The following is a 25,010-nucleotide window of genomic DNA, read 5'->3' as shown; positions in this document are numbered from 1 at the left end:
CTTCGCTCAGCACGGACGCTTGCGGGGGGGCGGAGCACATGACGGCTGAGACGGCGCAGAGGCGGGGGGCGACCCTCGATTCGGTCGTGGTGTACGCGCAGGGCGCGCTCTGCCGCCGACTGGCCCGGGGCAGCGTGCCGCCGGACGGCCGGGTGCGGGTGACGGGACTCCCCCGCTCGCTGGACCCGGGCTCGCTGCGGGCCAAAGTCCTCGGCGCCCCCGGGGTGCGCGTCGCCGAAGCCCGGGTGGAGGTCGAGGCCGAGCCCCTGGGCGCGGGGACGGACGCCGGCGCCGGCACGCCCGAGGAGTTGCGGCGCGAGGTCGAGCGGCTGAGGGACGAGCACGCGGCGGCGCGGGGCCGCCGGGACCGGCAGTCGATCCTGATCGAGGAGGTCCGCGCCCTGCACCCGGTCCCGCCCGCCCGCAGGCGCGAGGACCCGCACCGCCGTACCCCGGTCGACGCGTGGCTGGAGCTCGCCGACTTCGTCGAGGAGCGGCTGACGGGACTGCACACCCGTCTCGTCGAGCTGGAGGAGGCGCTGCGCCGCGTCGAGCACGAGCTCGACGTCGCCGCGGACCGGCTCGCCCGCGCCTCCACCGACAGACCGTCAGCGCATGTGGACACCACGGTCTCGGCGCTCCTGACCCTCGAGGGCGCCGACGGCGACGCGGAGGTGGAGCTGGAACTGGAGTACGGGGTGCCGGGCGCCGTCTGGACGCCGGCGTACCGTCTCACCCACCGTCAGGGCGACGGCAGCGGCCGTCTGGTGCTGCGCGCCTCGATCGCCCAGCGCACCGGCGAGGACTGGACGGGCGTGCGCATCGCCCTGGCCACCGCCGACCTGCACCGCCGCACCGATCTGCCGAGGCTCCGCTCGATCCGCGTCGGACGCCGCCAGGCCGCCCCCGCGCCCGCCGGCTGGCGTGAGCCCCCGGCGGGGCTCGCCGACTTGTTCGCCGGGTACGACGCGGCAGGCCCCCGCCCCGTGGCGCCCGCCGTGCCCTCGGCTGCCGGGGCCGGGCCGGTGACCGTGGCCGGGCCTCTCGCGCCCCCGCCGCCACCGCCGCCACCGCCGGCCCCGCAGGGCTTTGGCGGGCCGCCCACAGCGCTCCCGGCTCCGGGCGGCGTGTACGGCGCCTCCCCGGAGGTCTTCGGCGCCGGAGCCCCCGGCGTCGCGCCGCCGGCCCCCGCGCAACCGGGCAGCAGGTCTCGCACCGGCGGCTTCGCCGGGGCCCAAGCCCCCATGGCCCAAGCCTCCATAGCCCCCGCCCCCATGGCCCCGGCGGCGCCCGGCCGAGCCGCGCCGCCGACTCCGCCTCCGGCCCCTGCACCTGCACCGGCCGCCGGTCCGCCACAGCCGAGCGGCGCCGAGCTCGACTACGCCGCCCTCGTCCTGTGCGGCCCCGACGAGCAGGGCGCTCGCCGAGGCAGGCTGTTTCCCGGCGCCCCCTTCGACCCGGTGGCGGCCGAGTACCGCCGCCGCGCCGAAGCGGTGGCCGCGCTGCCGCTGCCCGGACACGCCGTACGGCCCCGCGAGTCCGCGGGCTCCTTCGACCATCGCTTCGACGCCGCCGCCCGCGCCGACATTCCCTCGGACGGCGCCTGGCACACCGTCACCGTCGGCGAGATCCCGGTCGGTCTGCGCACCGAGTACCTCTGCGTGCCGTCCGTGGAGCAGACCGTGTACGCGACGTTGGTGCTCTCCAACGCCACCGACCAGGCCCTGCTGGCCGGCCCGGTGGAGGTGAGTGTCGACGACGACTTCCTGCTGACCGCCGCACTGCCCACGCTCGCCCCCGGCGGTGTCCGCAGGGTGGGGCTCGGGCCGGCCGAGGGCGTCCGGGTCACCCGCCGTACGAACCTCCACGAGTCGACCTCCGGCCTGCGCGGCAACACCACCGTGCTCGACCACCGCGTCCACGTGGAGCTGGCCAACCGGCTCGCGAGGCCCGTCACCGTCGAGGTCCGCGAGCGGGTGCCGGTCACCTCCGAACCGGACGTCCGGATCGAGGAGCGGGCCGACTGGACTGCGCCCGAGGAGGGCGCGGGGCCCGAGCACCACGCCCCGGGCACCCGCCTATGGCGGGTGGAACTGCCCGCCGGCGGCGCCGCCGCGCTCGACGGCGGCTACGAGATCCGCATCCCGGCCGGCAAGGGCCTGGTCGGCGGCAACCGCAGGAGCTGACACCCGCCATGTCCACGGATCCGAAGCCAAGCGCTGCCGCTGCTACCGCTCTCCCCGTCACCGCCGTCACCTGCCTGGAGGACCGCGCCCATATCGAGCGCGCCGCCGTGCTCGACCTGGAGGCAGGGGTCCAGCGGCTGCGTCTCGGGCCGGTCAGCGCGCTGGCCGTCGACCGGACCCTCCACGCCGAGCTGACCGCCGATCACCCGGCCGCTGTGCTCGACGTACGGATCGTCCGCGGCTGGACGCCGCGCGGGCCGGCGCCGACCGACGACGACTCCGCCCTGCGCCTGCGCGTGCACGCCCTCGAAGAGGAGCGCCTCGCCCTGGGGCGCACCCGCGATCGGCTGCAGGCCCGCCTCGACCTGCTCGGCCGCCTCGCCGCCGATCTGCTCCGGGAGATCGGCGAAGGCGCCGGCTCCGGGGAGATGGAAGGGCCCCGCTGGGCCCGCGAACTGGACCGGGTGGACGCCGAGCGCGACGCGTACGGCGAGCGGCTGCGCACCGTGGAGGCTCGGCTGTCCGCGCTCGCCGCCGAACTCGCGGAGGTCCAGCGGGCCATGGACCTCGCCGAGGAGGAGCCCGCCGAGCTGGTCGGACATATCGAGCTGACCGTGGAGGCCGCGGTCGCCGGGCCGGTCGGGCTGCGGCTGAGCCACCTCGCCCCGTGCGCGCTGTGGCGGCCCGCCTACCGGGCCGTGCTCGACGGGGACAGCCTGACCCTGGAGACCGACGCGGTGGTCTGGCAGCGCACCGGCGAGGACTGGTCGGACGTACGGCTGACGTTGTCGACGGCCCGCTCCTCGCTGGCCACCGATCCACCACGGCTCGGCGAGGACCGGCTGACGCTCAAGGACCGCACCGCGGCGGAGCGCCGCACGGTGGACGTGGAGCTGCGCGAGGAGGAGATCGGGGACCTCGGCCCGGCGCCGGTGCTCGGCCTGCCGGGGGTGGACGACGGCGGCGAGGCGCGGGTGTCGAGCGCCCCAGCGCCGGTCTCCGTGCCGGGAGACGGCCGCGCCCACCGGGTGCCGCTGTCCGCCTTCACCACGGCCGCGACCAGCGAGTACACCTGCTCGGCCGAGCTGTCCCCGCTGGTCGCCCAGGTGGTGCGGTTCGACAACCTGTCCGGCCACGCGCTGCTCGCCGGGCCCGTGGACCTGGTCCGCGGCAGCGGGTTCAGCGGCCGCGGCACGCTGGACTTCACCGCCCCCGGCGCCCCCGTCGAGCTCGCCTTCGGCAGCTGCGACGACCACCGGGTGGTCCGCCGTGCCGAGGAGACCCGCGACTCGACCGGGATCACCCAGCGGACCCTGGTCACCCGCACGGTCACACTGCATCTGTCGCGGTTCTCCGCCCCCGGGGAGCACGGCGACCGGGTGGTCGTCCTCCGGGAGCGGATCCCGGTATCCGAGGTCTCGGCGGTTCAGGTGCGCGTGCGCGAGGAAGCCTGCTCCCCGGCGCCCGACGCGGTCGACGCCGAAGGCATCGCCCGCTGGGACGTCGTCCTGTCGCCCGGCGGCCGCCGTACGGTCACCCTGGTCTACGAGCTGTCGGCGAAGGCCTCGGTCGTCGGGCTCTGAGCGCCGCCGGAGAGGCAGGAGGGGCACAGCCCGCGGTAGGTGACCTCGACCTCGGACACCGTGAAGCCGTACCGCTCCTCCGTCGGGAGGCCGGACAGCAGATCCCCGGTCGGGTGGACGTCGCGGATGGCGCCGCAGCCGGAGCACACCAGATGCTGGTGCGGGCGGTGCGCGTTGGGGTCGTAGCGCTTGGCGCGGCCGTCGGTGGAGACCTCGACGACCTCGCCGAGGGCGACCAGCTCGCCCAGCGCGTTGTAGACCGTGGCCCGGGAGATCTCGGGCAGCCGCCGCGCCGCGGCGGCGTGCACCTCGTCGGCGGTGAGGTGCACGTGGTCGCCGTCGAGGACCTCCGCGACGACGCGCCGCTGGGACGTGATCCGCCAGCCACGCCCGCGCAGTCGCTCCAGCAGGTCACTCATATATATCGGCTCACCTGTTCGGGTTCGGCGGGATATCGGAACTCTACCGCTGGACACACGGGTTCCGATTCCTTACGCGCCCGGCCGCCATTCGGCCGTCCGTTTCCGCTTCTCTCTCCGGCGGATTGAATGCGATGATCAGAAGAAGCTGTCTTTCTCGTCTATCGCTCAGGGCAGGAGAGGCGTCCACCTTCGAGTGGGCCCCAATCGACTTTCGACGTCGAGTTCTTGTTACGCGGGTGTGCTCTGCGTGTTCTCTTAGCGGTGCGGTCCGCGGTGCGCGACCATACGAACGCCGACACAGGCGTAGTCATCGGCGTATTGCGCAAGGAAAGGTTCTCGCCGGCCGCCGGCCCCGCGTTGCCTGCCGCGGCCTGGCTGGCGTGCTCGATACCGGCAGGGCAGACGACGTCACGTGCAGCGGCCAGCACAAGGAAACACCGAGACAGGAAGAAGGACGGACGTGTCCGGCAGCGAAAGCGAGAGCCCAGCAATCCCCTCCCCGACCCCCGAGCCCAGTCGCCCCAGGGCGAACCGGGACTGGTGGCCGGATCAGCTGGACCTTCAGGTTCTCCACCAGCACTCGCCCCTCTCCAATCCCATGGGCGAGGACTTCGACTACGCCCAGGAGTTCGCGACCCTCGACGTCGACGCGCTGAAGCGGGACGTCTTCGAGGTGATGACGACGTCTCAGGACTGGTGGCCTGCCGACTACGGCCACTATGGGCCGCTCTTCATCCGGATGAGCTGGCACGCCGCGGGAACGTACCGCATCGCCGACGGCCGCGGCGGTGGCGGCGCCGGCGCTCAGCGCTTCGCGCCTCTCAACAGCTGGCCGGACAACGCGAGCCTCGACAAAGCGCGCCGCCTTCTGTGGCCGGTCAAGCAGAAGTACGGCCGGAAGATCTCCTGGGCCGATCTTCTGGTCTTCGCCGGCAACTGCGCCATGGAGTCGATGGGGTTCAAGACATTCGGGTTCGGCTTCGGGCGAGAGGACATCTGGGAGCCCGATGAGATCTTCTGGGGCTCCGAGGACACCTGGCTCGGAGACGAGCGCTACAGCGGCGACAGGGAACTCGCCAAGCCTTTCGGCGCCGTGCAGATGGGACTGATCTACGTCAATCCGGAGGGGCCCAACGGCAATCCGGATCCGATCGCCGCCGCGAAGGACATTCGCGAGACGTTCGCGCGGATGGCGATGAACGACGAGGAGACGGCCGCTCTCATCATCGGCGGCCACACTTTCGGAAAGTGCCATGGCGCCGTCGATCCCGAGTACATCGGTCCGGAGCCCGAGGGCTGCCCCATCGAGCAGCAGGGCCTCGGCTGGCGGAACACATACGGCAGCGGCGTGGGCGTCGACGCGCTCACCAGCGGCCTCGAGGGCGCGTGGACCACAGAGCCGACGAGGTGGGACAACGGGTACCTGGACAACCTCTTCGCGTACGACTGGGAGCTGACGACGAGCCCCGCCGGCGCGAAGCAGTGGACGCCCAAGGATCCCTCGGCGCAGGGCACCGTGCCCGACGCTCACGATCCGTCGAAGCGGCACGCGCCCATGATGCTGACGACGGACCTCTCGTTGAAGCTGGACCCGGTCTACGCGCCGATCGCGAAGAGCTTCCACGAGAACCCGGCCAAGCTCGCGGACGCCTTCGGCAAGGCCTGGTACAAGCTGCTGCACCGCGACATGGGACCTGCCTCGCGCTACCTCGGCCCCTGGGTCGCCGAGCCGCAGCTGTGGCAGGACCCCGTCCCCGAGGTCGACCACCCGCTGATCGCGGACGCGGACGTCGCGTCCCTCAAGGGCACGATCCTCGCCTCGGGACTGTCCCTCTCCCAGCTGGTCGTCACCGCCTGGGCGTCGGCGGCGAGCTTCCGCGGCACCGACAAGCGGGGCGGGGCCAACGGCGCGCGGCTCCGGCTCGCTCCGCAGAAGGACTGGGAGGTCAACGACTCGCCCGAGGTGGCCGAGACGCTGCAGAGCCTCGATCGGATCCGGCAGGACTTCAACGGCTCGCAGGCCGGCGGAACGAAGGTCTCGCTCGCCGACCTGATCGTCCTGGGCGGGTGCGCGGCCGTCGAGCAGGCCGCGAAGAACGCCGGGCACGACCTCACGGTCCCGTTCGCGCCGGGGCGCACGGACGCCTCGCAGGAGCAGACCGACGCCGATGCGTTCGCCGTGCTGGAGCCCCGGGCGGACGGGTTCCGCAACTACCTCCCGGCGGGCGAGAAGCTGTCGCCGGAGACGCTCCTGCTGGACCGCGCCAGCCTGCTGACGCTGACCGCTCCCGAGATGACGGTGCTGATCGGCGGTATGCGGGCCCTGAACACCGGCTTCCAGCACTCCCCGCACGGCGTCTTCACCCACCGGCCGCAGACGCTGACGAACGACTTCTTCGTCAACCTGCTCGCCATGGACACGGAGTGGCAGGCGTCGACCTCGACTGAGAACGTGTTCGAGGGCCGGGACCGCGCCTCGGGCGAGACCAAGTGGACCGCCACCGCCGTCGACCTCGTCTTCGGCTCGAACTCCCAGCTGCGAGCCGTCGCGGAGGTCTACGCGTCCCAGGACGCGGGAGAGAAGTTCGTACGTGACTTCGTGGCGGCGTGGGACAAGGTGATGAACCTCGACCGGTTCGACCTCGTCTGAGCCTGACGCCCCGGCCGGCCGCCCATCGGCCGGCCGGGGGCCTCGGGATCCAGCGGCTCGCACGGGCGTACGACGCCGAGGCTCCCGGAGAGGCCCCCTTCCTCTTGCCGCTTCTCTTGCCGCTCCTCCTGCCGCCGACAAGCGCGCAGCACTCCACCGGCGACCCTGAATACTCATTTCAGATGCGCATTTGATACGGTGCACACGTGCGTTTGACGAAGTTCAGCGATCTGGCACTGCGCGCGGTCATGCGCCTCGCGGTCGCCCGGGACGGAGAGTCCCTGACGACACGCGAGGTGGCCGCGGCGATGGATGTGCCGTACGCCCATATGGCCAAGGCCGTGTCCCGGCTCCAGCACCTCGGCGTGCTGGAGGCCCGGCGAGGCCGGGGCGGCGGCCTGGAGCTCACCGGATTCGGCCGCGGCGCCTCGATCGGGTGGCTGCTGCGCGAGCTGGAGGGCGAGGAGGAAGTGGTCGCCTGCGAGGGCGACCCCCCATGCCCGCTGCGCGGCGCCTGCCGACTCCGGAGCGCCCTGCGCGTCGCCCAGCAGGCGTTCTACAGCTCCCTGGACCCCTTGACCGTGTCGGACGTCGTGTCCTCCCCCACCGGGCCGGTCCTGCTGACGCTCACCGGGCGGGACACCGCCTGAGATCCACCGATCCCCGACCGTCGGGATCGCCTGTTCAAAAATGTGAAGATCACTTACCACTTTGGAGGTCGACGTGCTCTCCGAGCAGTCCGTCCCTGTCGTCCGTGCCACTCTGCCCGCCGTCGGCGGGGCGCTCGGCGAGATCACCGAGCGCTTCTACGGGAACCTGTTCGCGGCCCACCCGGAACTGCTGCGCGATCTGTTCAACCGCGGCAACCAGGCCAGCGGCGCCCAGAAGCAGGCCCTGGCCGGCGCGATAGCCGGCTTCGCCACGATGCTGGTGGAGCGCCCCGGCGCCCGGCCGGACGTGCTGCTCTCGCGGATCGCCCACAAGCACGCCTCGCTGGGCATCACCTCCGACCAGTACAAGATCGTCCATCGGCATCTCTTCGACGCGATCGCCGACGTGCTCGGCGACGCGGTCACCCCCGAAGTGGCCGGCGCCTGGGACGAGGTGTACTGGCTGATGGCCAACGCGCTGATCGCCCTGGAGGCGCGGCTCTACGAACAGGCAGGCGCCGCCGAAGGCGAGGTCTGGCGGACCATGCGGGTGATCAGACGCCACGAGGAGACCCCCGACGTCGTCTCCCTCACGCTGATGCCGGCCGACGGCGAGCCGAGCGGCCCCTTCCTCCCCGGTCAGTACGTCAGCGTGCAGGCCGAACTGCCGGACGGGGCACGGCAGATCCGGCAGTACAGCCTGTCGCAGGGCCCCGACAGCACCGAGTGGCGGATCAGCGTCAAGAGGGTCGCCGGCACGACGGGACCCGACGGCGAGGTCTCCTCCTGGCTGCACCGGCGCCTCCGGGCGGGAGACACCCTCAGGGTGTCCGCGCCGTTCGGAGGCCTGACCCTGCCGGAGGGCGGCGGTCCGCTGCTCCTTGCCTCCGCGGGCATCGGCACCACACCCATGCTGTCCATGCTGCACGCGCTGGCCGCCTCGGAGTCAACCCGCCGGGTGATCGTCGCGCACGCCGACCGCTCCCCCGCCGACCACGCCCACCGCGACGAACTCGACCGGCTCGTCCAGGCGTTGCCGAACGCCGAATGCCACCTCTGGTACGAAACGCCGGGCAGCACCGCTCCGCACGCTCGGACGGGACGGACCGACCTCGGCGTGCTCGACCTGCCCGAGGACCTGACGGTGTATCTGTGCGGCCCGCTGCCCTACCTCCGGGCGATCCGCAGCGACCTGCTGCACCACGGCGTACAGGCGGCCGCCATTCACTACGAAGTCTTCGGCCCAGACCTATGGCTCGGCCAGGAATAGGCTCCACGGCGAGCTCAAGCGGTCAGCGCGTCACCGCAGCCGCCGCTGCGCGACGGTCGCCGCAGCGAGGCGACCGGCCCAGCCGCCGGGCGCGCCGCATCGGCGCCCCGAGCGGCCGGCCGATCAAGCTCAACGACCGGCCCTCGCACCGGCGTCTCCAGTTCTCATCCTGTCGAGCCGGCGAAAACCCGTAGTCACGCACCTGCGCGCTCCACCATCATGATCTTGGTGGTGGACCTGGGGCGCGCAGTGCACAGCTCAAGCCCCGTCTTCCTCGGCGATCTGGCGTGCGATGAGAGGCAGTCCTCCGATGGACATCTTCACGACGAAGAACGGTTCGGTCCAAGGTTTTCGGGCCTCTGCCGACGTCGTCGCCGTCCTTGGCATCCCCTATGCCGCCCCGCCGTTCGGCGCCAACCGGTTCCGGGAACCCTTCCCGGCGCCGGCGTGGACCGGAGTGCGGGACTGCACGGCCTTCGGCCCCATCGCCCCGCAGTCGGCGCAACTGCCCGGCGCACCCGTGTGGTCGCCCGACGACGAGGACATCCTCACCGTCAACATATGGACCCCGGCCCCCGAAGGCGGCCGGCTGCCCGTCCTGGTCTGGATCCATGGCGGCGCCTACACCTTCGGATCCTCAGCCCAGCCCGACTTCGACGGCACCGCGCTGGCCCGCGCCGGTCTGGTCGTGGTGACCCTCAACTATCGGCTCGGCTTCGAAGGCTTCGGGCATGTCCCCGCCGCCGAGGCAACCGCCTACCCGGACAACCGGGGCCTGCTCGATCAGGTCGCGGCCCTGCGCTGGGTGCGTGAGAACATCGCCGCCTTCGGTGGCGATCCCGGCAACGTCACGGTCGCCGGCCAGTCCTCCGGGGCTGCTTCGGTCGCCTGCTTGATGGTGATGGACCGCGCCCGCGGCCTGTTCCGCCGTGCCATCGCCCACAGCGCCGCCAGCCCTTGCTACACGCTCGACATCGCAGCGGCGACCACCCGCGAGATCGCTGCGGCAGCGGGCTGCGCCGCCACGGCCGAGGGCCTGACGTCAGCGACTCCGGAGGCCCTGGTCGTCGCCTCCGACCGGGTGGTCGACGACTACCGGCGTGACCCCGCATCCGGATCCCGCCACTACGACCCCGCGCTCTACGCCCCCGTCCTCGACGGCGCCGTACTGCCCACCGATCCCCTCACGGGGATGGCCGCCGGCGCGACCCGGGGAGTGGACCTGCTGGTCTGCCACACCACGGAGGAGTACTGGCTGCTCGACGCCGTCGGCAGCAGCGCGGAGATCACCACCGAGGAACAACTGGCCCTCTTCGCCGAGGACTTCGACCTCCCCGACGGCCTGGTGGCCGGCTACCGCGCTGCGATGCCCCACGCCCCGGTGCTCGACGTCTACCTCGCCGTCTTCGGGGATCTGCTGTTCGGCGAGTACAGCAACCGACTCGCCGAGGTTCACGCCCAAGCCGGCGGCCGGGCGTTCCTGTCGCGTTTCGATCGTCGGCGCACCGGCCCGAACGGGGTCGTGCGGGCCTGGCACTGTGCGGACATCCCCTTCGCCTTCGGCAACCTCGACAGCGACTGCCTGGCTTTCCTCATCGGCGGCGCACCCACCTCCGCGGACCACGGGCTGGCACGCCGCATGGTGCGCGCATGGGCTGATTTCGCTGCCACGGGGAACCCGGGCTGGCCGTCGGTCGACAACTCCCCAGCCCAGGCCATGATGTGGCGTACCGACGACGCCCCCGCCGACGACAAGACCGCCGCTCTCCGTGGTCTCTGGGTCGATGCCGACTTTCCCGTGCTACGCCCGTGAACTGGGGAATTACGCCGACACCTCGAACACCCCATGTAGTCAAAGGCCGGTCCGGCGCCTGCTGGTCCTGTGCAGGAGACTTTGCGCATGGCTGATCCGACCGCAAAGGCCGCCAGCTGACCGAACGGCCGCGTGCCGCCCTCACCTTCTACTGGCCCCTCCAGGGACGGCAAGTGCGGGTGCGGGGCACCGTCGAGCCCGCTTCCCCCGAGCAGAGCGCCGCCGACCTGCTGGCCCGGTCCTCCTCCGCCCGCGCCGAGGTGCTGCTGGACCGCCAGAGCGAGCATCTGGCCGACGCCGGGGAGCGCGAACGGGCGTACGCCGAGGCACTGGCTCGGATCGAGTCGGAGCCCGATCTGGTCAGCCCGGAGTGGACGCTCTATACCGTCGTCCCGTCCGAGATCGAGTTCTGGCAGGCGGACAAGGGCCGCCTCCACGACCGGCTGCGCTACGAACGCCCCGACCGCCACAGCCCTTGGGAGCGCCACGCGCTGTGGCCGTAGCGATCAGGGATGGTCCGACGTGGCCGTGGTCGTGATGGCGGCCGGCTGTCGTCAGGGATTCGCCAGTGTCGGTCCGTCTCCTTCCTCCTCCTGGTAGGAGTAGCGCTGCTCCTTCCAGGGATCGGCGAGGTTGTGGTAGCCGCGTTCCTCCCAGAAGCCGCGGCGGTCCGCGGTCATGTACTCGATGCCGCGCAGCCACTTGGGGCTCTTGTAGCCGTAGAGGTGGGGGACGACCAGGCGCAGGGGAAAGCCGTGCTCGACGGTCAAGGGTTCGCCGTTGTGGTGGGTGGCCAGGAGAGTGTGCGGCGAGGTGAAGTCGCTCAGGCGGAGGTTGGCGGAGAAGCCGTACTCCGCCCAGGCCATGACGTGCGTGACTCCGGGGCCGGGCGGGACCAGGTCGAGGACGGTGGCGGCGGGGATGCCGTACCACTCGTGATCGGTGGAGGTGGGACCGGTCGCGCAGTGCAGGTCGGCGACGACCGTGGTGCGGGGGAGGTCGGCCAGGTCGTCGAAAACCCACTCGTGCACCTCGCCGGAGGCGGTGGCGCCGAAGACGCGCAGGTTCCAGCGCTCGGGGCGGAAGCGAGGGACGGGGCCGTAGTGCGAGACCGGCCAACCGTGCACATGGCGCTGACCGGGAGGGATACGATCGGCGGTCCCCGCCCCGGCACGGGAGAATGGCTCGTCGGCCACGGTCTGCGCCCTCTCTCGTCAGCTTGTCCTGTCGGCCTGCTTTCTCGTGCAGAGTAAGCACTCACTGCTCGTGACTCTGTGGCCGGGGTCTATCGCGGTGAGTCGCGGCGGGCGGGCCGACTGGATCATCGGCCCGTCTCACTACGGCCCGATCGGCCTCGACTTGGGCGCCCGCACCCCGTCCGGTACGGCGCTCGCCGTCTGCGCCGAGAGCCTCATCGCTCTGGACGGGCGGGAGGCCCGGGCTGTGCGCGAGCGGTCCGGGCCGATCGACGCCTGACCGTGGCGGCCGTGTGTCACGTGGTCGCGAGGGACACCTCGGTCGACGTGATCAGCGCCACGACCGGCGAGCCGGCCGCCAGACCGAGGTCGGTCAGCCGGAGTTCCACGGCGCGGCCCGCCTGATCGTCAGCCCCTGAACCTCACACACCGGTAGGCGCCGACGTGAAGACCCCGTGTCACGTCGGCAACCCGGCACGCTGCCCGCGGTAAAGCGGCGGCAGCACGGTGGTCACCATGACCGTCCTCGCCACCGCACCCGCGCCGCCCGCACCCTGCCGCGACCTGCCGTGGGAGAGCGCACGCGAACGCGCCCACGCGGTGCCGTCCCCGCTGCCCGCCCGGCATGTTCCGCTCGCGCGGGCAGCGGGGCTGACCCTGGCCGACGTCCTGCGCACCCCGCAGCCGATGCCGGGCTTCGAAACCGCCGCCATGGACGGCTACGCGGTCGGCCCCGGCGCCGGGCCCTGGCGAGTACGGGGCGTGGTGCGCGCGGGCGGAGCCTGGACGGGCGGGCCGCTGACCGTCGGCGAGGCGGCCGAGATCTCGACCGGCGCGCATGTCCCGGCAGGAGCGCACGCCGTGCTCCCGCTGGAGCACACCGCACGGGCAGGCGCCCTCGTGCACGGCCCGGCCCCGGCCGACGGCAAGCACATCCGCCGCGCCGGCGAGGACGCCCCGGCCGGCGCGCCCCTGGCCCCGGCCGGCGCCCGTATCGGTCCCGCGCTGCTCGGCTTGGCTGCCGCCTGCGGCCGCGACACGCTTCCGGTACGACTCCGCCCTCGGGTCCGGATTCTGGTCACCGGCGACGAACTGACCCACTCCGGCCGACCCTCCCCCGGCCAGGTACGCGACGCCCTCGGCCCGCTCCTGCCGCCCCTCGTCCAGGCGCTGGGCGGCGAGACCACCGACGTCCACCACATCGCGGACCGGCCCACCGGTTCTCTCGCCGCCGCCGTGCACACCCTGCCCTACGACGGCGCGGACGTGACCGTGGTGACCGGCTCCACCTCCGTCGGCGCCACCGACCAGCTGCGGATGCTGCTGGCCGACGCGGACGCCCGCTGGGTGGTCGACGCGGTGGCCTGCCGCCCCGGACACCCTCAGCTCCTGGCCCAACTCCCGGACGGTCACTGGGTCGTGGGCCTGCCCGGCAACCCGTACGCCGCCCTCGTAGCCGTCCACACCCTGCTCGCCCCGCTCCTCGCGGGTCTCACCGGACGCCCCCTGTCGGCCCTGCCCCGCATCCCGCTCACCGGTGACATCCACACCGCTCCCGGCCGCACCCGGCTGATCCCGGTCGCCTGGGACGGCGCTGCCGCCCGGCCCGTCGGCGGACACCGACCCGCGTTCCTGCACGGCGCGGCCCTCGCCGACGCCCTCGCCGCCGTGGCCCCCGACTGGCGGCCCGGCCGCCCGGCGCCTCTCATCCTGCTCGCGGGCTGAAGCGTCCAACACGGAGCGTCTGCGGCGCGGGGAACGAACCAGTCTGACAGCCCGGGGAGATCACCGCATGGCGGTCCATGACATCCTGTGACGTCATAACTCGCCGGATGAGATCGGCGGACGTCCGGGGGTTACGGGGAAGATCGATGAGGCTCTGCTTCCTGGTGGAGGAGCACTACCGCCATGACGGCATGCCGATTGAGGTGATCCGTCAGCTGACCTCCTGGGGGCACCAGGTGGACGTGCTGCGGCCGGGCGGCTCCCTGCTGCGCATGACCGACGCGGTGCGGGCGGGCAGCCATGACGCGTGGGTCCTCAAGACAGTCTCCGGCGGCCCAGGGCTCACCTTGCTCGAAGCCGCGGCCTCGACCGGGATGACGACGGTCAACGACGCCCGGTCGATACGAGGTGTACGGGACAAGGCGCTGGCCGCGGCGATCGGTCGCAGCCGTGGTCTTCCTCTGCCGCCGACCTACGCGGCTGCGCGGCCGGAGCTGCTGGCGGAGATACCGGCGTCGGAGTATCCGCTGGTGGTCAAGCCCGCCGACGGCAGCTCGGGGCGGGCCGTGTACCTGGTGTCATCGCCGGATCGGCTCGCCGCGATGGTCCCCGAGCTGGCGAGGGAGGGCATGCTCATCGCCCAGCCGTATGTGACCAACTCGGGCATCGACGTCAAGGTGTACTGCGTCGGCGGCGAGCTGTACGCGACCGAGCGCCGCTCCCCGCTGCACCCGGACCGCTCGGTGCCCGAACGCCGCGTGCCGCTGTCGGCCGAGGTGGCCTCGATAGTCGCCCAGGTCGGGGCGGTCTACGGCCTCGACCTGTACGGCGTGGACGTACTGCTGGGTCCGGACGGCCCTGTGGTCGTCGACGTGAACGACTTCCCGAGCTTCCGTCAGGTCCCGGACGCGGCGGCGAGGGTGGCAAGAGCCGTGCTCGGGCTGGCCCGCACAGGCAGCGCGTCCGCCGCAGCCACGCCGCCCCCCACCTGTCGGTCGGAACACCCCGACGTGGTCGACGCGTCGTCGTTGACGCCCGGCCCGCACCCTGTGCAGGTCCCGGCTATGGCGCAGATTCCTGCGGCGGCGGGTGAGAGCCGTTGAGGATCGGCCTGATCACGCCCGAGCCGGGCCATCCGCTGCTGGCCGCCACCGTCGCTCTGCTCACCCCCGAGCATCAAGTGGAGACGCTGGACCCGAGAACGGTGGAGGGACCCGCCGAGCCGCTCGCCGACGTCTACCTGCTGAAGTCGCGTACACCACGTGCCCTGGCCCTCGCCCGCGACCTGGAGCAGCGCGGCGCCCCGGTGATGAACTCGGCTGCGGCGACGGCACTGTGCCAGGACCGTACGGCGATGGCGGAACAGGCCCGCAGGGCCGGCCTCCCGTTCGCGAGCACCCGCACCTTCACCAGGCTCGCTCAACTGGCGTCCGGCCCACCGCTCCCCGGGCCCGTGGTGGTCAAGAGCCGCCACAGCCGAAGACACGACCTGGTGGCCCGCCTCGACAACGGCACACAACTGCGGGAGCTGGCCGGCGCGTGGCCACAGGAGCCGGTCGTAGTCCAGGATTTCGCGCCGAACAGCGGGTGGGACCACAAGCTATGGGCGGTCGGAGACCAGCTCTTCGCCGCACTGCGCCGTTCCGAGCTCTCGCCCGAGGGGCGGGGCCCCACACTGCCGCTCGCCCCCGATGACCTGCCGCCTGGCTGGCCTGCCTTGGTACGCCGGGTCGGCGAGGTCTTCGAACTGGACGTCTACGGCGTGGACATCATCGACAGGGGCGACGGCGCCCCGCTGATCGTGGACATAAACGCGTTCCCCGGCGTCCGGGGCCAGTCCGGCGCTCCGCAGGCCCTGGCGGCACTGACCCTGCGCAGAGCCAACCGGTCGTCGACTGCAAGCACGCGGCGGGTGGCTGGGGTGCGCGCGGAGTAGGGCAGGGCGACGCTTCGCGCCCCATGGCAGGCACCGCGCTGGATGCCCTGCGAGGGCTGACCGGGCACCGGTGCACCCGAATTGGCGGGGGCGCAGCGGCACGGTGCGGACGCGAAGCCCATGGCCGGTGGCCCGGCATCCTCCGATCTCGGAGGATGCCGGGCCACCGGTTGTTGTGCTCGTTCCCACACGAGTCCCCGCGCCGAACGGCGCCTGCGGGCTACTTGGGCATCAGGACGGTGTCGATGATGTACACGTTGGCGTTGGCGGTCCTGACGTTGCCGCAGACCACCGTGGCGGTGTCGTTGACCTTGTAGGCCTCGTCCGAGCCGCTCGTGGTGACCATGCCCTTCTGCAGGGTCTCGAAGCTGCCGCTCTCCAGCTGCTTCGGGGTGAGCTTCTGGCCGACGACGTGGTAGGTGAGGATCTTGGTCAGCTGCTCCTTGTCGGCGAGGACCTTGTCCAGGTCGGCCTTCGGGATCTTGGCGAAGGCGTCGTTGGTGGGTGCGAAGACGGTGATGTCCTTGGCGTTGTTGAGGGTGTCGACCAGGCCGGCCTGCTTGACGGCGGCCACCAGGGTGGACAGGGCCGGGTTGTTGGAGGCGGCCGTGGCGACCGGGTCCTTGGCCATGCCGTCGAACGAGCCCGCCCCCTCGGCGGGGACGCCGGCGCACGCCGGGCCGAACGGCTTGTCGCTCGTCGTGCCGTCGCTTGCCGGGGACCTCTCGCCGATCTTGGCCGCGTCCTCGGCGGCCGCGGTGGGCGATGCCTTGGCGTCGCTGCCGGAGTCCGAGCAGGCGGCCAGCGAGAAGGGCAGCACCGCCGCGGCGGCGACGGCGAGCGCGGTACGGCGGATCCGCATGCTGTTCATGATTGTTCGCTCCTGGAATCGGTCGATCTGGGGTTGGTGAAACGTTCGGTGGTGCTGCCGGGTCGGCCTGGCGGCCGGTCCGGTGGTCCTATGCGACGGTGACGAAGACGCTGTGCCAGCCGCTCGCTCCGTCGGGGATGGTCCGGGCGCGTTCCTCGGTCTGCACTTCACCGGCGCCGTCGGTGGCGCGGACGGTGATCGTGTGTCCGCCCGGGGTGGCCTGCCAGGGGTACGACCACTGGCGCCAGGTGTCGGCGCCGGCCTGGGCTGCGAGGTCGGTGTCCTGCCAGGGGCCTTCGTCGATGCGGACCTCGACGCGGGTGATGCCGCGGCGTTGGGCCCATGCGACGCCGGCGACGGCGACGGTTCCAGCGACGGGGCGGGAGAACGGTTTGGGGGTGTCGATACGGGACTGGGACTTGATCGGGGCCTTCCGGGCCCACTTCCGTTTGACCCAGTAGGGGTCGTAGGCGTCGAAGGCAGTGAGCTCGATGTCCTCGATCCACTTGCACGCCGAGACGTAGCCGTAGAGGCCGGGGACGAGCATGCGGACGGGGAACCCGTGGTCGAAGGGAAGCGGTTCGCCGTTCATGCCGACCGCGAGCATCGCGTCGCGTCCGTCCATGACGTCCTCGACCGGGGAGCCGAGCGTCATGCCGTCCACGGAACGGGCCACCAGCTGATCGGCGGTGCCGCCCTTCGACGGCGGTCTCACCCCGCACTCGGCGAGGAGATCGGCCAGGCGTACGCCGAGCCAGCGGGCGTTGCCGAGGTAGGGGCCGCCGACCTCGTTCGAGACGCAGGTCAGGGTGATGTCCCGTTCGATCAGCGGGCGGGACAGGAGCTGGTCGAGGGTGTAGGTGCGGGGCCGGGACACTCCCTTGCCGTGGATCCGCAGCCGCCAGGTTCCGGCGTCGACCCTGGGTACGACGAGGGCCGTGTCGACGCGGTAGAAGTCCCGGTTCGGCGTGGTGAACGCGCTGATGCCGGGGGCTTTGAGCTGGACGCCCGCGGCCAGCGCGGGTGCTGGCGAGGCGGGTGCGGGCAGGGCGAGGGCGGCGCGGGAGGCGACGGCGCCCCGGCCTCGCTGCCCGGACAGCACCCGGCCCAGCACCCCGGCGGTGGTCGCCGCGGCCGCGGTGGCGGTGGCGGCGGCGAGGAATCCGCGCCGACTCCAGCCGCCCGCGGCGGCCTCGTGACGCGTGGCCGAGCCGGCGAAGTTGGCCTTGCCCGCCAGGGCATAGAGCACCGCAGCGCCCGTTGCCGCGCCGACCACGGAGGGCAGGACGTCCGCGATACCCGCGCTGTCGGGCCGACTCAGTGCGGCGGCCCCACCGACGATCCCGAACACCAGAACCCCTGCCGCCCCCACCCTGCGGTACCGCAGCGCGAGGACGCCCAGGACGATCGCGAACAGACCCAGCAGGACGAGGATGCCGAGCTGGAGGACGAACTTGTCGTTCTCTCCGAACGTGCGGATCGCGAAGTCCTTCACTGCGGCCGGGGTGCGGTCGATGACCGCTCCCCCGACCACCGTCACCGGTCCGGCCGCGGGCCGCACCAGGCTGGCGACCGGCTCGGCCACCGCAAGCGCGGTGAACCCGGCCAGCAGGCCGGACAGTGCCCCGAGACAGGCCCGGGTGACGGTGTTGCGGAAGCTGTTCACACCCGGCATTCGGCGGCGCCGACCCGGCGGATTGGCCCTGTCACCCGAACGAGTGAGCACGCCGTGCCGGGAGGGTTCAGGGCTCGCGGACCGGGACCGCCCGTACGGCAGCCTGGTCCGCGACCTCACGGCCGGGCGGAGGAAGAGGGAGCTCAGAGGCGGAATCCCGGGGCAGGATGGTGGGCCGCGTGGTCCGGTGACCGAGGCCGACGATGAGGGCGGGGACGAGGAACAGGCGCGCTGGGAGTGCGTCGATCAGGACACCAGTCGCGACGATGACCAGCCCCCCGGACACCACCGTCCACGACCAGCTGGCTCCCCGCTGCCGGTTGGCATCGTCCGATCCCCGCAACCGCCTCCCGCGGGTCCACTCACGCACATGGCTCTGGAACCGGTCCTGCGTGGCGACGAGATCAGGGCTCTGCCCGAAGGCCACGCCTTGGTGCTCGCGGACAACCTCCCCCCCTGTCGTCACCCGGCTCGACGGCATGTGGACCTGGGAATCCTGGGCCGAGATCCAAAGTCACGTCCGCGACCTGCGAGCGGCCAACGAGGCGGAGCGTTCGCGCGAGGCGACCGCGAAGTAGAACCAGGCGAAAGCCCATGCAGCCGCGTGGGCCAGCCGTGAGGAGGCGGCTGCCGCATGACGAATCCACTCGCTAGCTTCGAGCCCTTCCCCGAACCGCCCGCGCTGATCTTGGAATCAGAACCGACGCGTACGCGGACGCGGGTTCGTCCGTGATCTGGCATGAGCAGTACGACCGGTTCCTCACCCGGATGCACAAGGCCCTGGGCAAGGCCGGCGACGAATGCCGAGTCGGACGGCACGAAGACCGCCCGGCGCGCTTCCAGCTCGCGGCCTGGCCCGCTCCGGCCCAGGGAGACACCGAGGAGCCGGGGACTGCGGAACGAGTCGAGGGGATGGCCGGATGTTGACGGAACCCCAGCATGGTCCTTGCTGTCGCCAGCGGCTATCCGGCATCACGGACCGGGTGTTGTCAGTGGGGCCTGTCAGGATGCGGCCGTGGAGTCTTCGAAGATCGTTGAAGCCTTGTGGGACCGCATGCAGGCCCGGGACTGGGAGGGGCTAGGTGAGTTGCTGGCCGATGACCTGGTGGTGGAGTGGCCCGTGAGTGGAGAGCGGATCGTGGGTCGCGGCAACTTCGTGAGCATCAATGCGGAGTATCCGGAGGGGTGGTCGATTCGGGTGCTGCGGATCGTGGCGGACGGCGAGGCAGTGGTCTCTGAGGTGGAGGTCCCGCACGACGCCATGGGGGTCCACCGCGTGGCGTCGTTCTGGACCGTTCGGGACGGCAGGATCGTGGGTGGGCGGGAGTACTGGACCGAGGTGGGTGCGGACCCGTCGCCGGAATGGCGGGCTGCGTACGTGCAGCGGATATAGGCCGCTCGCCTTAACCGTCCGTGCGCCTGTCGTAGGCCGGCTGCCGGTCCTACGGTGCCCGTATGAGCAGGGTCCGTTTCCACCGGAACCCGTTCCGGTGGAGCAGTTCGGTCAGCCAGGCCGCCGAGACTCGCCCCGTTACTTTTCTCGTGGCCCTGAAACGCGTGCTGTTCACTAAGCGGGCTGTCGGTGCGAGGCAGGGTGCCGGCCTTCCTGGCGCGCTCGCGTGCTCGCAGCATGGATTCCGCGAACGCCTCAACCTGCGGTCGCAACGGAACCGGGGTCGCGTCGATGCGGTGCCGATGGCGTCCGGGGCGAGCCGATGCTCCTGATCGGTGGGAAGGGCGAGGCCGCGCTGGATGAAGAAGCCTTCGAGCGCGCGGGCAAGGGAGCCCATCGAGCGGCCGGGGCGGCGGGCACGGTCCAGCAGGGCTTGGGGGTGGTTTGGGTGTTCGTCGGCCAGCAGCCTGCCCAGCGTGCTGATCATGGTGCAGGCACGTCCGACGCAGTGCCGGTCGGCGAGATGCCCGGCGAAGTCACCCAGCCAGGGCACCGGCTCGGCGAGCGGCGCGGCCAGGTGCGGCGGCGATGAAAGGTCGGTCGGGGTGCTTCTGCCTGCCGGTCGGCTCTTCTGGGGTACGGTCCCTCGCCCTTCAGCAGGAACCCCGCCGCCCCTGCCGTCCTCACCGGATATCGCCGTCTCCCGGCACCCGCCGACGCCGGGAAGAGCCCGGCGAGAGCCGGAACCGGCAGCAGAAGTCCGCTGGTTTGCATGGCAGGGGTGTTGACGAGGCTTGGCACAGGTCGGCGGGCGGGCAGGTCTCGCCGCAGCCCCCGCGCCCGCGGGCCTTTCCCTCACCTCGCCGCGTTCCGAAGCCTCTCGGGAGACCTCATGGCCACAGCGATAATCGCCGCCGCTGCTGCTCTTCTTGGCGCGGTCGTAGCCGGATTGATGCAGTATCTGATCCATCGCACTCTCCGGCGCGAACGCCGACGCCAAGATGCAGTAGAGGCGCTCTCGTCCTTACTGGGGGCCGCGACTGACTATCGGGCGCATCAGTACTTGAAACAAACGATGCGCGAGCTCGGGCTCGATGAACCACTGGAAGCGCGAGCCATGCGATACGAGGTGCGGGCGAAGGTAACCAAGGCCATGGTCGCCGTTCGCCTCACAGTCAGTGACCAGCGGATCTTGGACCTCGCCGACGTGCTTCTCACCACCTCATTCACGCTCGGCGATGTCCCAGACGACCTACCAACAGCTCGCTCGATCGCCATCAGCGCCCACAACGCGCTACAGGACGCCGCCGCACACTTTGTCCGCCGAACTTCGTGAGTGGGCGGACCGTCAATACCCGCCCCATCACGGAGACGCCGTCACCTGGCCAAGGCACCTCGCGGGTCGCCTTCGGCGATAGCGATCTCGGCGACGCGGCGAAGGGCATTCTGGTACGTCACGGCATTGCCTGGTTCCTTCTGCCAGGAGCGGATGCTGACGTTGGCGCACTGCAGCGATCCCAGGGGGATTCCTAGATAGAGGGCGGCGGAGCGGCGGGTGCGGCCGGTGGCCATCTGGACGAGTCGGATCGCCGCGTCGCGCCGCAGTTGCCGTCTCGGTGTGTCGGCCCCGCCCTCAAGCTCGGCGTCGAAGCCGAGCACACGATCAAGGTCAAGCAGCTCCCGGACGCCAAGGAGATTGCCGCGTCGTAGCCCTGCTCGGACTCGGTGCGGGTGTGTGGTTCAACAGGCGCCGCACTTCTTCAAGCAGCGACTGACGTTGGCATGACTCGCCTGCGGGGCACGTCTCCATTGCCCCGCGGCGAGCTCAGCAGATCGATGGAGTGGTGCTACGTCACTCCTGCACCCCTCAGTCTCAACCGCCTATTGACATGCCCTTGTGTCAGGTTCACTCGGTAGCGCCCGACTCCAACTCACCGCGAGAAAGGGCGATATTGCATGCCGAACCCGTGCAGTCCGCGCCTGAATGACTCACACTGTTGGAATGACCGGAGCGCGACGGACCATACTGACGTGCACGACTGCAGTGCTCGGACTCACCTGCCTTGCTCTCAGCGTCTACCTGGGGCTGGATCGAGCGGACAAGCTCTCCAGCATCGTGAGCGCCCTGACGGGCATCGGATCGTTGGCCGTAGCCGTGTACCAGCTCATGCCGGCCCGTCGGGCTGTGACAGGTGACGGGCCGCCGCGCCAGACCCAAAGAAGCGGAGACAATTCCACCAATCTTCAAAGCGGTGGGAACATCACGTTCGGCAGCAGCCCGGGGAGCGACAGTTGATTCGGCGGCAGAATCAACAGGGCGGGGACGGCTCCACGAATATTCAAGCCCAGGTAGTGCAATACGGAGTCAGCTATAGCGACGCCAAAGCCATCGCCATGGATGTCTTCAGGGAAAATTTTTCCAAGCTGTCACAAAATGCCTACAGGGTGGCAACGGGGCGCGCCGAAGAGTTCGCCGAGAATTACCTGAAAGAACTTCACGACCGGGAACCGGGATCGATTCGCAACATCGAGGATCCGGGGATTCAGTCGGACATCTTAGAGGCGCAAGCGGGGTTCGCGAGGAGCGGAGACAGGGACCTTCGTGAGGTACTGACGGATCTTTTGGTCGACCGAACGGCAAGGCCGGAGCGGACGATCGTCAGCCTGACTCTGAGTGCCGCAATACAGACCGCCCAGAGACTAACCGATGTGCATTTCGCCGCCCTGAGTTCAGTCTTCGCGTTCCAGCAGCTCAAATTCCCCCGAATGACCCATCACGAGCAGGTTTATGAGAACCTGGTCCGCTGCCTGGTTCCGTTCACGCGACAGATGAACGCTCTCAAGGATGCCGATGTGCACTACCTGGAAGCTCTCGGTTGCGTCACACTGGGTGGAGGGAACCGGTTGCTGGAGTTCCTGTGGGAAACGTATCCGGGTCTGTTTGCCGAGCCTATCGATGTCAACGACTTCCCCGTCGACCTGGAAGGGAAACCGCTCGCGGGGCCCCACCACATACTCAAAAAGCTCAAAAACACCTCGGCCGTGATGGCCAGTCCTAGAGATCCAGGAAAATTCCAGGTCTCAGCGACAGACCGAGATGATCTGCACCAACTATTGATCGATCACGACCTTCTCGATCACGAGTCTGAATTAGAGAGTGCGCTCAGGAAAAAGTTGAGCGGCCAGAGAGTCTGCCAGGAGATCGCAGATTACAGCGAGGATCTGGACAGCGTAAGGTATTGGAATGAGACTCTGGGGCTTTCGCACCGCGCCAACACTGCTGTCGGTACCGCCATCGGCCACGCAAACATATCCAGAGTAACCAAGGGAGAATTGGTGGGCACTCTGGATTTCTGGCTCTCCTAGAACTCCTCCAGCACCTCCGTCGACGACTCGCTCGACCCGCACGATCACACCACTCATACCTCGAGGCCCCGCCGCCGCCCGCGTCCCGGCGCACCAGCCGAGGGCGGCACAGCGGTCGGCGGCGAGCGCACGGACGATCCTGCTGGTACTCCACCCCCACCCCAACTCGCTTAGCAGGGCGGCGAGTTCATCGGGCTGCGCCGACCTGCTCGGCCTCGGTGGCCGGTCCTGCTCACGGGCCGCGATCTTCACCAGCACCGACCGGGCCGGTTCAGGCCCGGTCATGCGCCGCGCCAGGTCGACTCATGCGGCTGGACTCTCGGGTGTGCACAGGGTTCGGCGGACGGCGTTGCGGAGCCAGTGGTGGGCCCTGTCGGCTGCGTGGCGGGGGTGCCAGGCCATGCCGACGGTCACGGGCGGCAGCGCCAGGGGGATCTCCAGGAGGTGCAGTCCGAGGGCGATGGCGTCACCGGTGAGGGGTGAGGGGGCGGCCCCGGGGAGTGCGGCGGGGACGAGGCAGACGATGTCGCTGCGCGCGGCGAGGGTCATGGCGGCCAGGTGGCCGGGGAGGACGATGCCGACCCGCCGATGAAGGTTCTGCTCGGCCAGGGCGGTGTCGAGGGGGCCGGTGAACCGGCCACGGCGGCTGACCGCGACGTGCTGGGCGGCGGCGAACCGGGCCGGGGTCAGGGGTCCTTCGGACAGCGGATGGCCGGGCCGGACGGCCGCCATCATGCGCAGGCTGACCAGTTCCTCGACCCTCGTTTCGGGGTCCACGTGGTCGATGGACCCGACCTCCAGGTCGATCCGGCCGTCGCGCAGGGCCGGGCCGGCCTCCAACTCCTCGGCCCGGAGCCGGAACGAGACCCCCGGCGCCTCCTGCTCGGCCAGGCGCAGCAGTCCGGGGGCCAGTGCCGCGCCGACCAGGTCGGCGGTCTGAAGGGTGAAGGTGCTGCGCAAAGCAGCGGGGTCGACGCCGGCATCGGGGCTGAGCAGGGCTCCGAGGCGCTGCACCACGGCTGCGGCTTCCTCGCGCAGGGCCAGGGCGCGCGGGGTGGGGACCATGGTCTGCCCGGCCCGGACCAGCAGCGGGTCCTGCAGGGTGCGGCGCAGGCGGGCGAGGGTGCGGCTCATGGCGGCGGGCGAGGTGTGCAGGCGGGCGGCGGCCCGGGTGACGCTGTGCTCGGCCAGCAGGGCGTCCAGCGCGATGGCCAGGTTGGCGTCGAGGGCCGAATCCAGGCTGTTCACCAGCATCATTCCATTTCCGTCAATGATTCCATGCCAATGTTCCCATTGTGGCAGCACTGGGGTCCTCAGCAGGATGAGGGGCGTACCGACCAGCGCGACCTGCGAGGTTTTCATGATCGTCATTACCGCTCCCACCGGGAACATCGGCCGTCACCTGCTCTCCCGGCTCCTGGAGTCCGCCCCTGCCGCAGGCGAGGAACTGCGCGTAGTCGTGCGCGACCCCGCCCGGCTTCCGGACGCAGCGCGCGGACGCGTCGAGGTGATCGCCGGCTCGCACGCGGACGCCGAGGTCGTCGACCGGGCCTTCGAGGGTGCGGACGCCGTCTTCTGGCTCGTACCCCCGATCCCCGCCCCGACCCCGCGGGACGCCTACAGCGGCTTCAGCGGACCCGCCGTGAGGGCGCTCACCGCCCACGGCGTCGGCCATGTCGTCGGCGTCTCCGCCCTCGGCCGCGGCACCCCGCTCGCCGACCGGGCCGGCCTCGTCACCGCCACCCACGCCCTGGACGACCTCATCGCCGACAGCGGCGCCGCCTACCGGGCCCTGGCCAACCCGTCCTTCTTCGAGAACCTCCTGGAGGAGTCCGACTCGATCCGCGAGAAGGGCGTCTTCTCCGACACCGCCGACGCCGACCGCAAGGCTCCGCTCGTCGCCGCCGCCGACATCGCGGCCGTGGCCGCCGGCCTGCTGCTGGACCGCTCGTGGACCGGCACCGACAGCGTCCCGGTCCTCGGGCCGCAGGACCTGTCCCCCAACGACCTGGCCCGCATCATGACCGAACAGCTCGGCCGACCCGTCCGCTACGAACGCCAGCCGCTCGACGAACTGCACACCGCCCTCGTCGGCCACGGCCTCACCGAGTCGTTCGTCCGGGGCATCGTCGACATGAAGCGAGCCAAGGACCAGGGCCTGGACGCCGGCGTCGCCCGCACCCCGGACACCGCCTCCCCCACCGGCTTCGAGCAGTGGTGCGCCCGGACCCTCAGGCCCGCCGTCTTCTCCTGAAGCCCACCACCCGTCGGCGA

The 25,010-nt window shown here is 71.0% G+C and carries 23 protein-coding genes and 1 pseudogene; 18 read left to right on the top strand and 6 right to left on the bottom strand.

Going from position 1 to position 25,010, the window contains the following annotated elements:
• The first annotated feature begins 38 nt into the window (after positions 1 to 38).
• Together AB0M39_RS15735 and AB0M39_RS15730 are read left to right on the top strand one after the other, a co-directional pair.
• On the top strand, positions 39 to 2,186 hold the full coding sequence (locus AB0M39_RS15735) for a DUF4139 domain-containing protein (RefSeq protein ID WP_365364428.1): 2,148 nt from the start codon (positions 39 to 41) through the stop codon (positions 2,184 to 2,186).
• An 8-nt stretch (positions 2,187 to 2,194) separates the two neighbouring features.
• Positions 2,195 to 3,769 carry a DUF4139 domain-containing protein gene (locus tag AB0M39_RS15730; RefSeq protein ID WP_365364426.1) on the top strand — a complete coding sequence of 525 codons (1,575 nt, stop codon included), beginning with the start codon at positions 2,195 to 2,197 and terminating at the stop codon, positions 3,767 to 3,769.
• Here the strand turns inward: AB0M39_RS15730 and AB0M39_RS15725 are convergent.
• On the bottom strand, positions 3,730 to 4,188 hold the full coding sequence (locus AB0M39_RS15725) for a Fur family transcriptional regulator (protein WP_365364424.1): 459 nt from the start codon (positions 4,186 to 4,188) through the stop codon (positions 3,730 to 3,732). The two genes, AB0M39_RS15730 and AB0M39_RS15725, sit on opposite strands and share 40 nt — an antisense overlap.
• A gap of 463 nt (positions 4,189 to 4,651) precedes the next feature.
• On the opposite strand from AB0M39_RS15725, the gene katG reads away from it, so the two are divergent.
• From katG to AB0M39_RS15695, 6 genes and pseudogenes are all read left to right on the top strand, one after another.
• Positions 4,652 to 6,841, top strand: a complete 2,190-nt coding sequence (gene katG / locus AB0M39_RS15720) for a catalase/peroxidase HPI (protein ID WP_365364422.1) — start codon at positions 4,652 to 4,654, stop codon at positions 6,839 to 6,841.
• Between the two features lie 206 nt (positions 6,842 to 7,047).
• Positions 7,048 to 7,491 carry an Rrf2 family transcriptional regulator gene (locus tag AB0M39_RS15715; RefSeq protein WP_365364420.1) on the top strand — a complete coding sequence of 148 codons (444 nt, stop codon included), beginning with the start codon at positions 7,048 to 7,050 and terminating at the stop codon, positions 7,489 to 7,491.
• Between the two features lie 73 nt (positions 7,492 to 7,564).
• Positions 7,565 to 8,761 (top strand): globin domain-containing protein, encoded by a 1,197-nt coding sequence (locus AB0M39_RS15710; RefSeq protein WP_365364418.1) that lies wholly within the window; start codon positions 7,565 to 7,567, stop codon positions 8,759 to 8,761.
• A 310-nt stretch (positions 8,762 to 9,071) separates the two neighbouring features.
• Complete coding sequence (locus AB0M39_RS15705; protein ID WP_365364416.1) at positions 9,072 to 10,574, top strand: carboxylesterase family protein; 1,503 nt, start codon at positions 9,072 to 9,074, stop codon at positions 10,572 to 10,574.
• 113 nt (positions 10,575 to 10,687) lie between these two features.
• Positions 10,688 to 10,774, top strand: a pseudogene (locus AB0M39_RS15700) (pyridoxamine 5'-phosphate oxidase family protein); the annotation flags it as partial.
• Positions 10,748 to 11,077: a pyridoxine 5'-phosphate oxidase C-terminal domain-containing protein gene (locus AB0M39_RS15695; RefSeq protein ID WP_365364414.1), complete on the top strand. Its 330-nt coding sequence runs from the start codon at positions 10,748 to 10,750 to the stop codon at positions 11,075 to 11,077. The pseudogene AB0M39_RS15700 and the gene AB0M39_RS15695, both read left to right, overlap by 27 nt.
• 51 nt (positions 11,078 to 11,128) lie before the next feature.
• Here the strand turns inward: AB0M39_RS15695 and AB0M39_RS15690 are convergent, their stop codons facing one another.
• On the bottom strand, positions 11,129 to 11,770 hold the full coding sequence (locus AB0M39_RS15690; protein ID WP_365364412.1) for a molybdopterin-dependent oxidoreductase: 642 nt from the start codon (positions 11,768 to 11,770) through the stop codon (positions 11,129 to 11,131).
• A 97-nt stretch (positions 11,771 to 11,867) separates the two neighbouring features.
• Here AB0M39_RS15690 and AB0M39_RS15685 point away from each other — a divergent pair, with 97 nt between their 5' ends.
• From AB0M39_RS15685 to AB0M39_RS15670, 4 genes are all read left to right on the top strand, one after another.
• Positions 11,868 to 12,050, top strand: coding sequence for a hypothetical protein (locus AB0M39_RS15685; protein WP_365364410.1), 183 nt, complete (start codon positions 11,868 to 11,870; stop codon positions 12,048 to 12,050).
• A gap of 236 nt (positions 12,051 to 12,286) precedes the next feature.
• Positions 12,287 to 13,495, top strand: coding sequence for a molybdopterin molybdotransferase MoeA (locus AB0M39_RS15680; protein WP_365364408.1), 1,209 nt, complete (start codon positions 12,287 to 12,289; stop codon positions 13,493 to 13,495).
• Positions 13,496 to 13,641: 146 nt separating this feature from the next.
• Positions 13,642 to 14,598: a hypothetical protein gene (locus tag AB0M39_RS15675; RefSeq protein WP_365364406.1), complete on the top strand. Its 957-nt coding sequence runs from the start codon at positions 13,642 to 13,644 to the stop codon at positions 14,596 to 14,598.
• Complete coding sequence (locus tag AB0M39_RS15670; RefSeq protein WP_365364404.1) at positions 14,595 to 15,431, top strand: alpha-L-glutamate ligase; 837 nt, start codon at positions 14,595 to 14,597, stop codon at positions 15,429 to 15,431. The genes AB0M39_RS15675 and AB0M39_RS15670 overlap by 4 nt, the downstream gene beginning before the upstream one ends.
• 220 nt (positions 15,432 to 15,651) lie before the next feature.
• Here the strand turns inward: AB0M39_RS15670 and AB0M39_RS15665 are convergent, their stop codons facing one another.
• A complete protein-coding gene (locus tag AB0M39_RS15665; RefSeq protein ID WP_365364402.1) occupies positions 15,652 to 16,302 on the bottom strand; it encodes a fasciclin domain-containing protein in 651 nt (216 codons plus the stop codon).
• Between the two features lie 88 nt (positions 16,303 to 16,390).
• Positions 16,391 to 17,977, bottom strand: coding sequence for a molybdopterin-dependent oxidoreductase (locus AB0M39_RS15660; protein WP_365364400.1), 1,587 nt, complete (start codon positions 17,975 to 17,977; stop codon positions 16,391 to 16,393).
• A gap of 729 nt (positions 17,978 to 18,706) precedes the next feature.
• Here AB0M39_RS15660 and AB0M39_RS15655 point away from each other — a divergent pair.
• The 4 genes from AB0M39_RS15655 (at position 18,707) to AB0M39_RS15640 (ending at position 20,706) form a co-directional block, all read left to right on the top strand.
• A complete protein-coding gene (locus AB0M39_RS15655) occupies positions 18,707 to 18,904 on the top strand; it encodes a hypothetical protein (protein WP_365364398.1) in 198 nt (65 codons plus the stop codon).
• Positions 18,905 to 18,992: 88 nt separating this feature from the next.
• The gene (locus AB0M39_RS15650; protein ID WP_365364396.1) at positions 18,993 to 19,370 is read left to right on the top strand and encodes a nuclear transport factor 2 family protein; all 378 of its coding nucleotides are present in this window, start codon (positions 18,993 to 18,995) and stop codon (positions 19,368 to 19,370) included.
• 322 nt (positions 19,371 to 19,692) lie between these two features.
• The gene (locus AB0M39_RS15645) at positions 19,693 to 19,962 is read left to right on the top strand and encodes a hypothetical protein (protein ID WP_365364394.1); all 270 of its coding nucleotides are present in this window, start codon (positions 19,693 to 19,695) and stop codon (positions 19,960 to 19,962) included.
• A 300-nt stretch (positions 19,963 to 20,262) separates the two neighbouring features.
• Positions 20,263 to 20,706: a hypothetical protein gene (locus AB0M39_RS15640; protein ID WP_365364392.1), complete on the top strand. Its 444-nt coding sequence runs from the start codon at positions 20,263 to 20,265 to the stop codon at positions 20,704 to 20,706.
• Positions 20,707 to 20,747: 41 nt separating this feature from the next.
• On the opposite strand, the gene AB0M39_RS15635 is transcribed toward AB0M39_RS15640, so the two are convergent.
• The gene (locus AB0M39_RS15635) at positions 20,748 to 21,029 is read right to left on the bottom strand and encodes a hypothetical protein (protein ID WP_365364390.1); all 282 of its coding nucleotides are present in this window, start codon (positions 21,027 to 21,029) and stop codon (positions 20,748 to 20,750) included.
• A gap of 693 nt (positions 21,030 to 21,722) precedes the next feature.
• On the opposite strand from AB0M39_RS15635, the gene AB0M39_RS15630 reads away from it, so the two are divergent.
• A complete protein-coding gene (locus tag AB0M39_RS15630; protein ID WP_365364533.1) occupies positions 21,723 to 22,736 on the top strand; it encodes an LPO_1073/Vpar_1526 family protein in 1,014 nt (337 codons plus the stop codon).
• A gap of 303 nt (positions 22,737 to 23,039) precedes the next feature.
• Here AB0M39_RS15630 and AB0M39_RS15625 read toward each other — a convergent pair whose 3' ends face one another.
• The gene (locus AB0M39_RS15625) at positions 23,040 to 23,993 is read right to left on the bottom strand and encodes a LysR family transcriptional regulator (RefSeq protein WP_365364388.1); all 954 of its coding nucleotides are present in this window, start codon (positions 23,991 to 23,993) and stop codon (positions 23,040 to 23,042) included.
• A gap of 103 nt (positions 23,994 to 24,096) precedes the next feature.
• Here AB0M39_RS15625 and AB0M39_RS15620 point away from each other — a divergent pair, with 103 nt between their 5' ends.
• Positions 24,097 to 24,990: an NAD(P)H-binding protein gene (locus AB0M39_RS15620; RefSeq protein WP_365364386.1), complete on the top strand. Its 894-nt coding sequence runs from the start codon at positions 24,097 to 24,099 to the stop codon at positions 24,988 to 24,990.
• Positions 24,991 to 25,010 lie beyond the last annotated feature (20 nt).

The organism is Streptomyces sp. NPDC051907, assembly GCF_040681075.1.
Taxonomy (GTDB): Bacteria; Actinomycetota; Actinomycetes; order Streptomycetales; family Streptomycetaceae; genus Streptomyces.
This window is presented reverse-complemented; position numbering and strand designations above follow the sequence as displayed.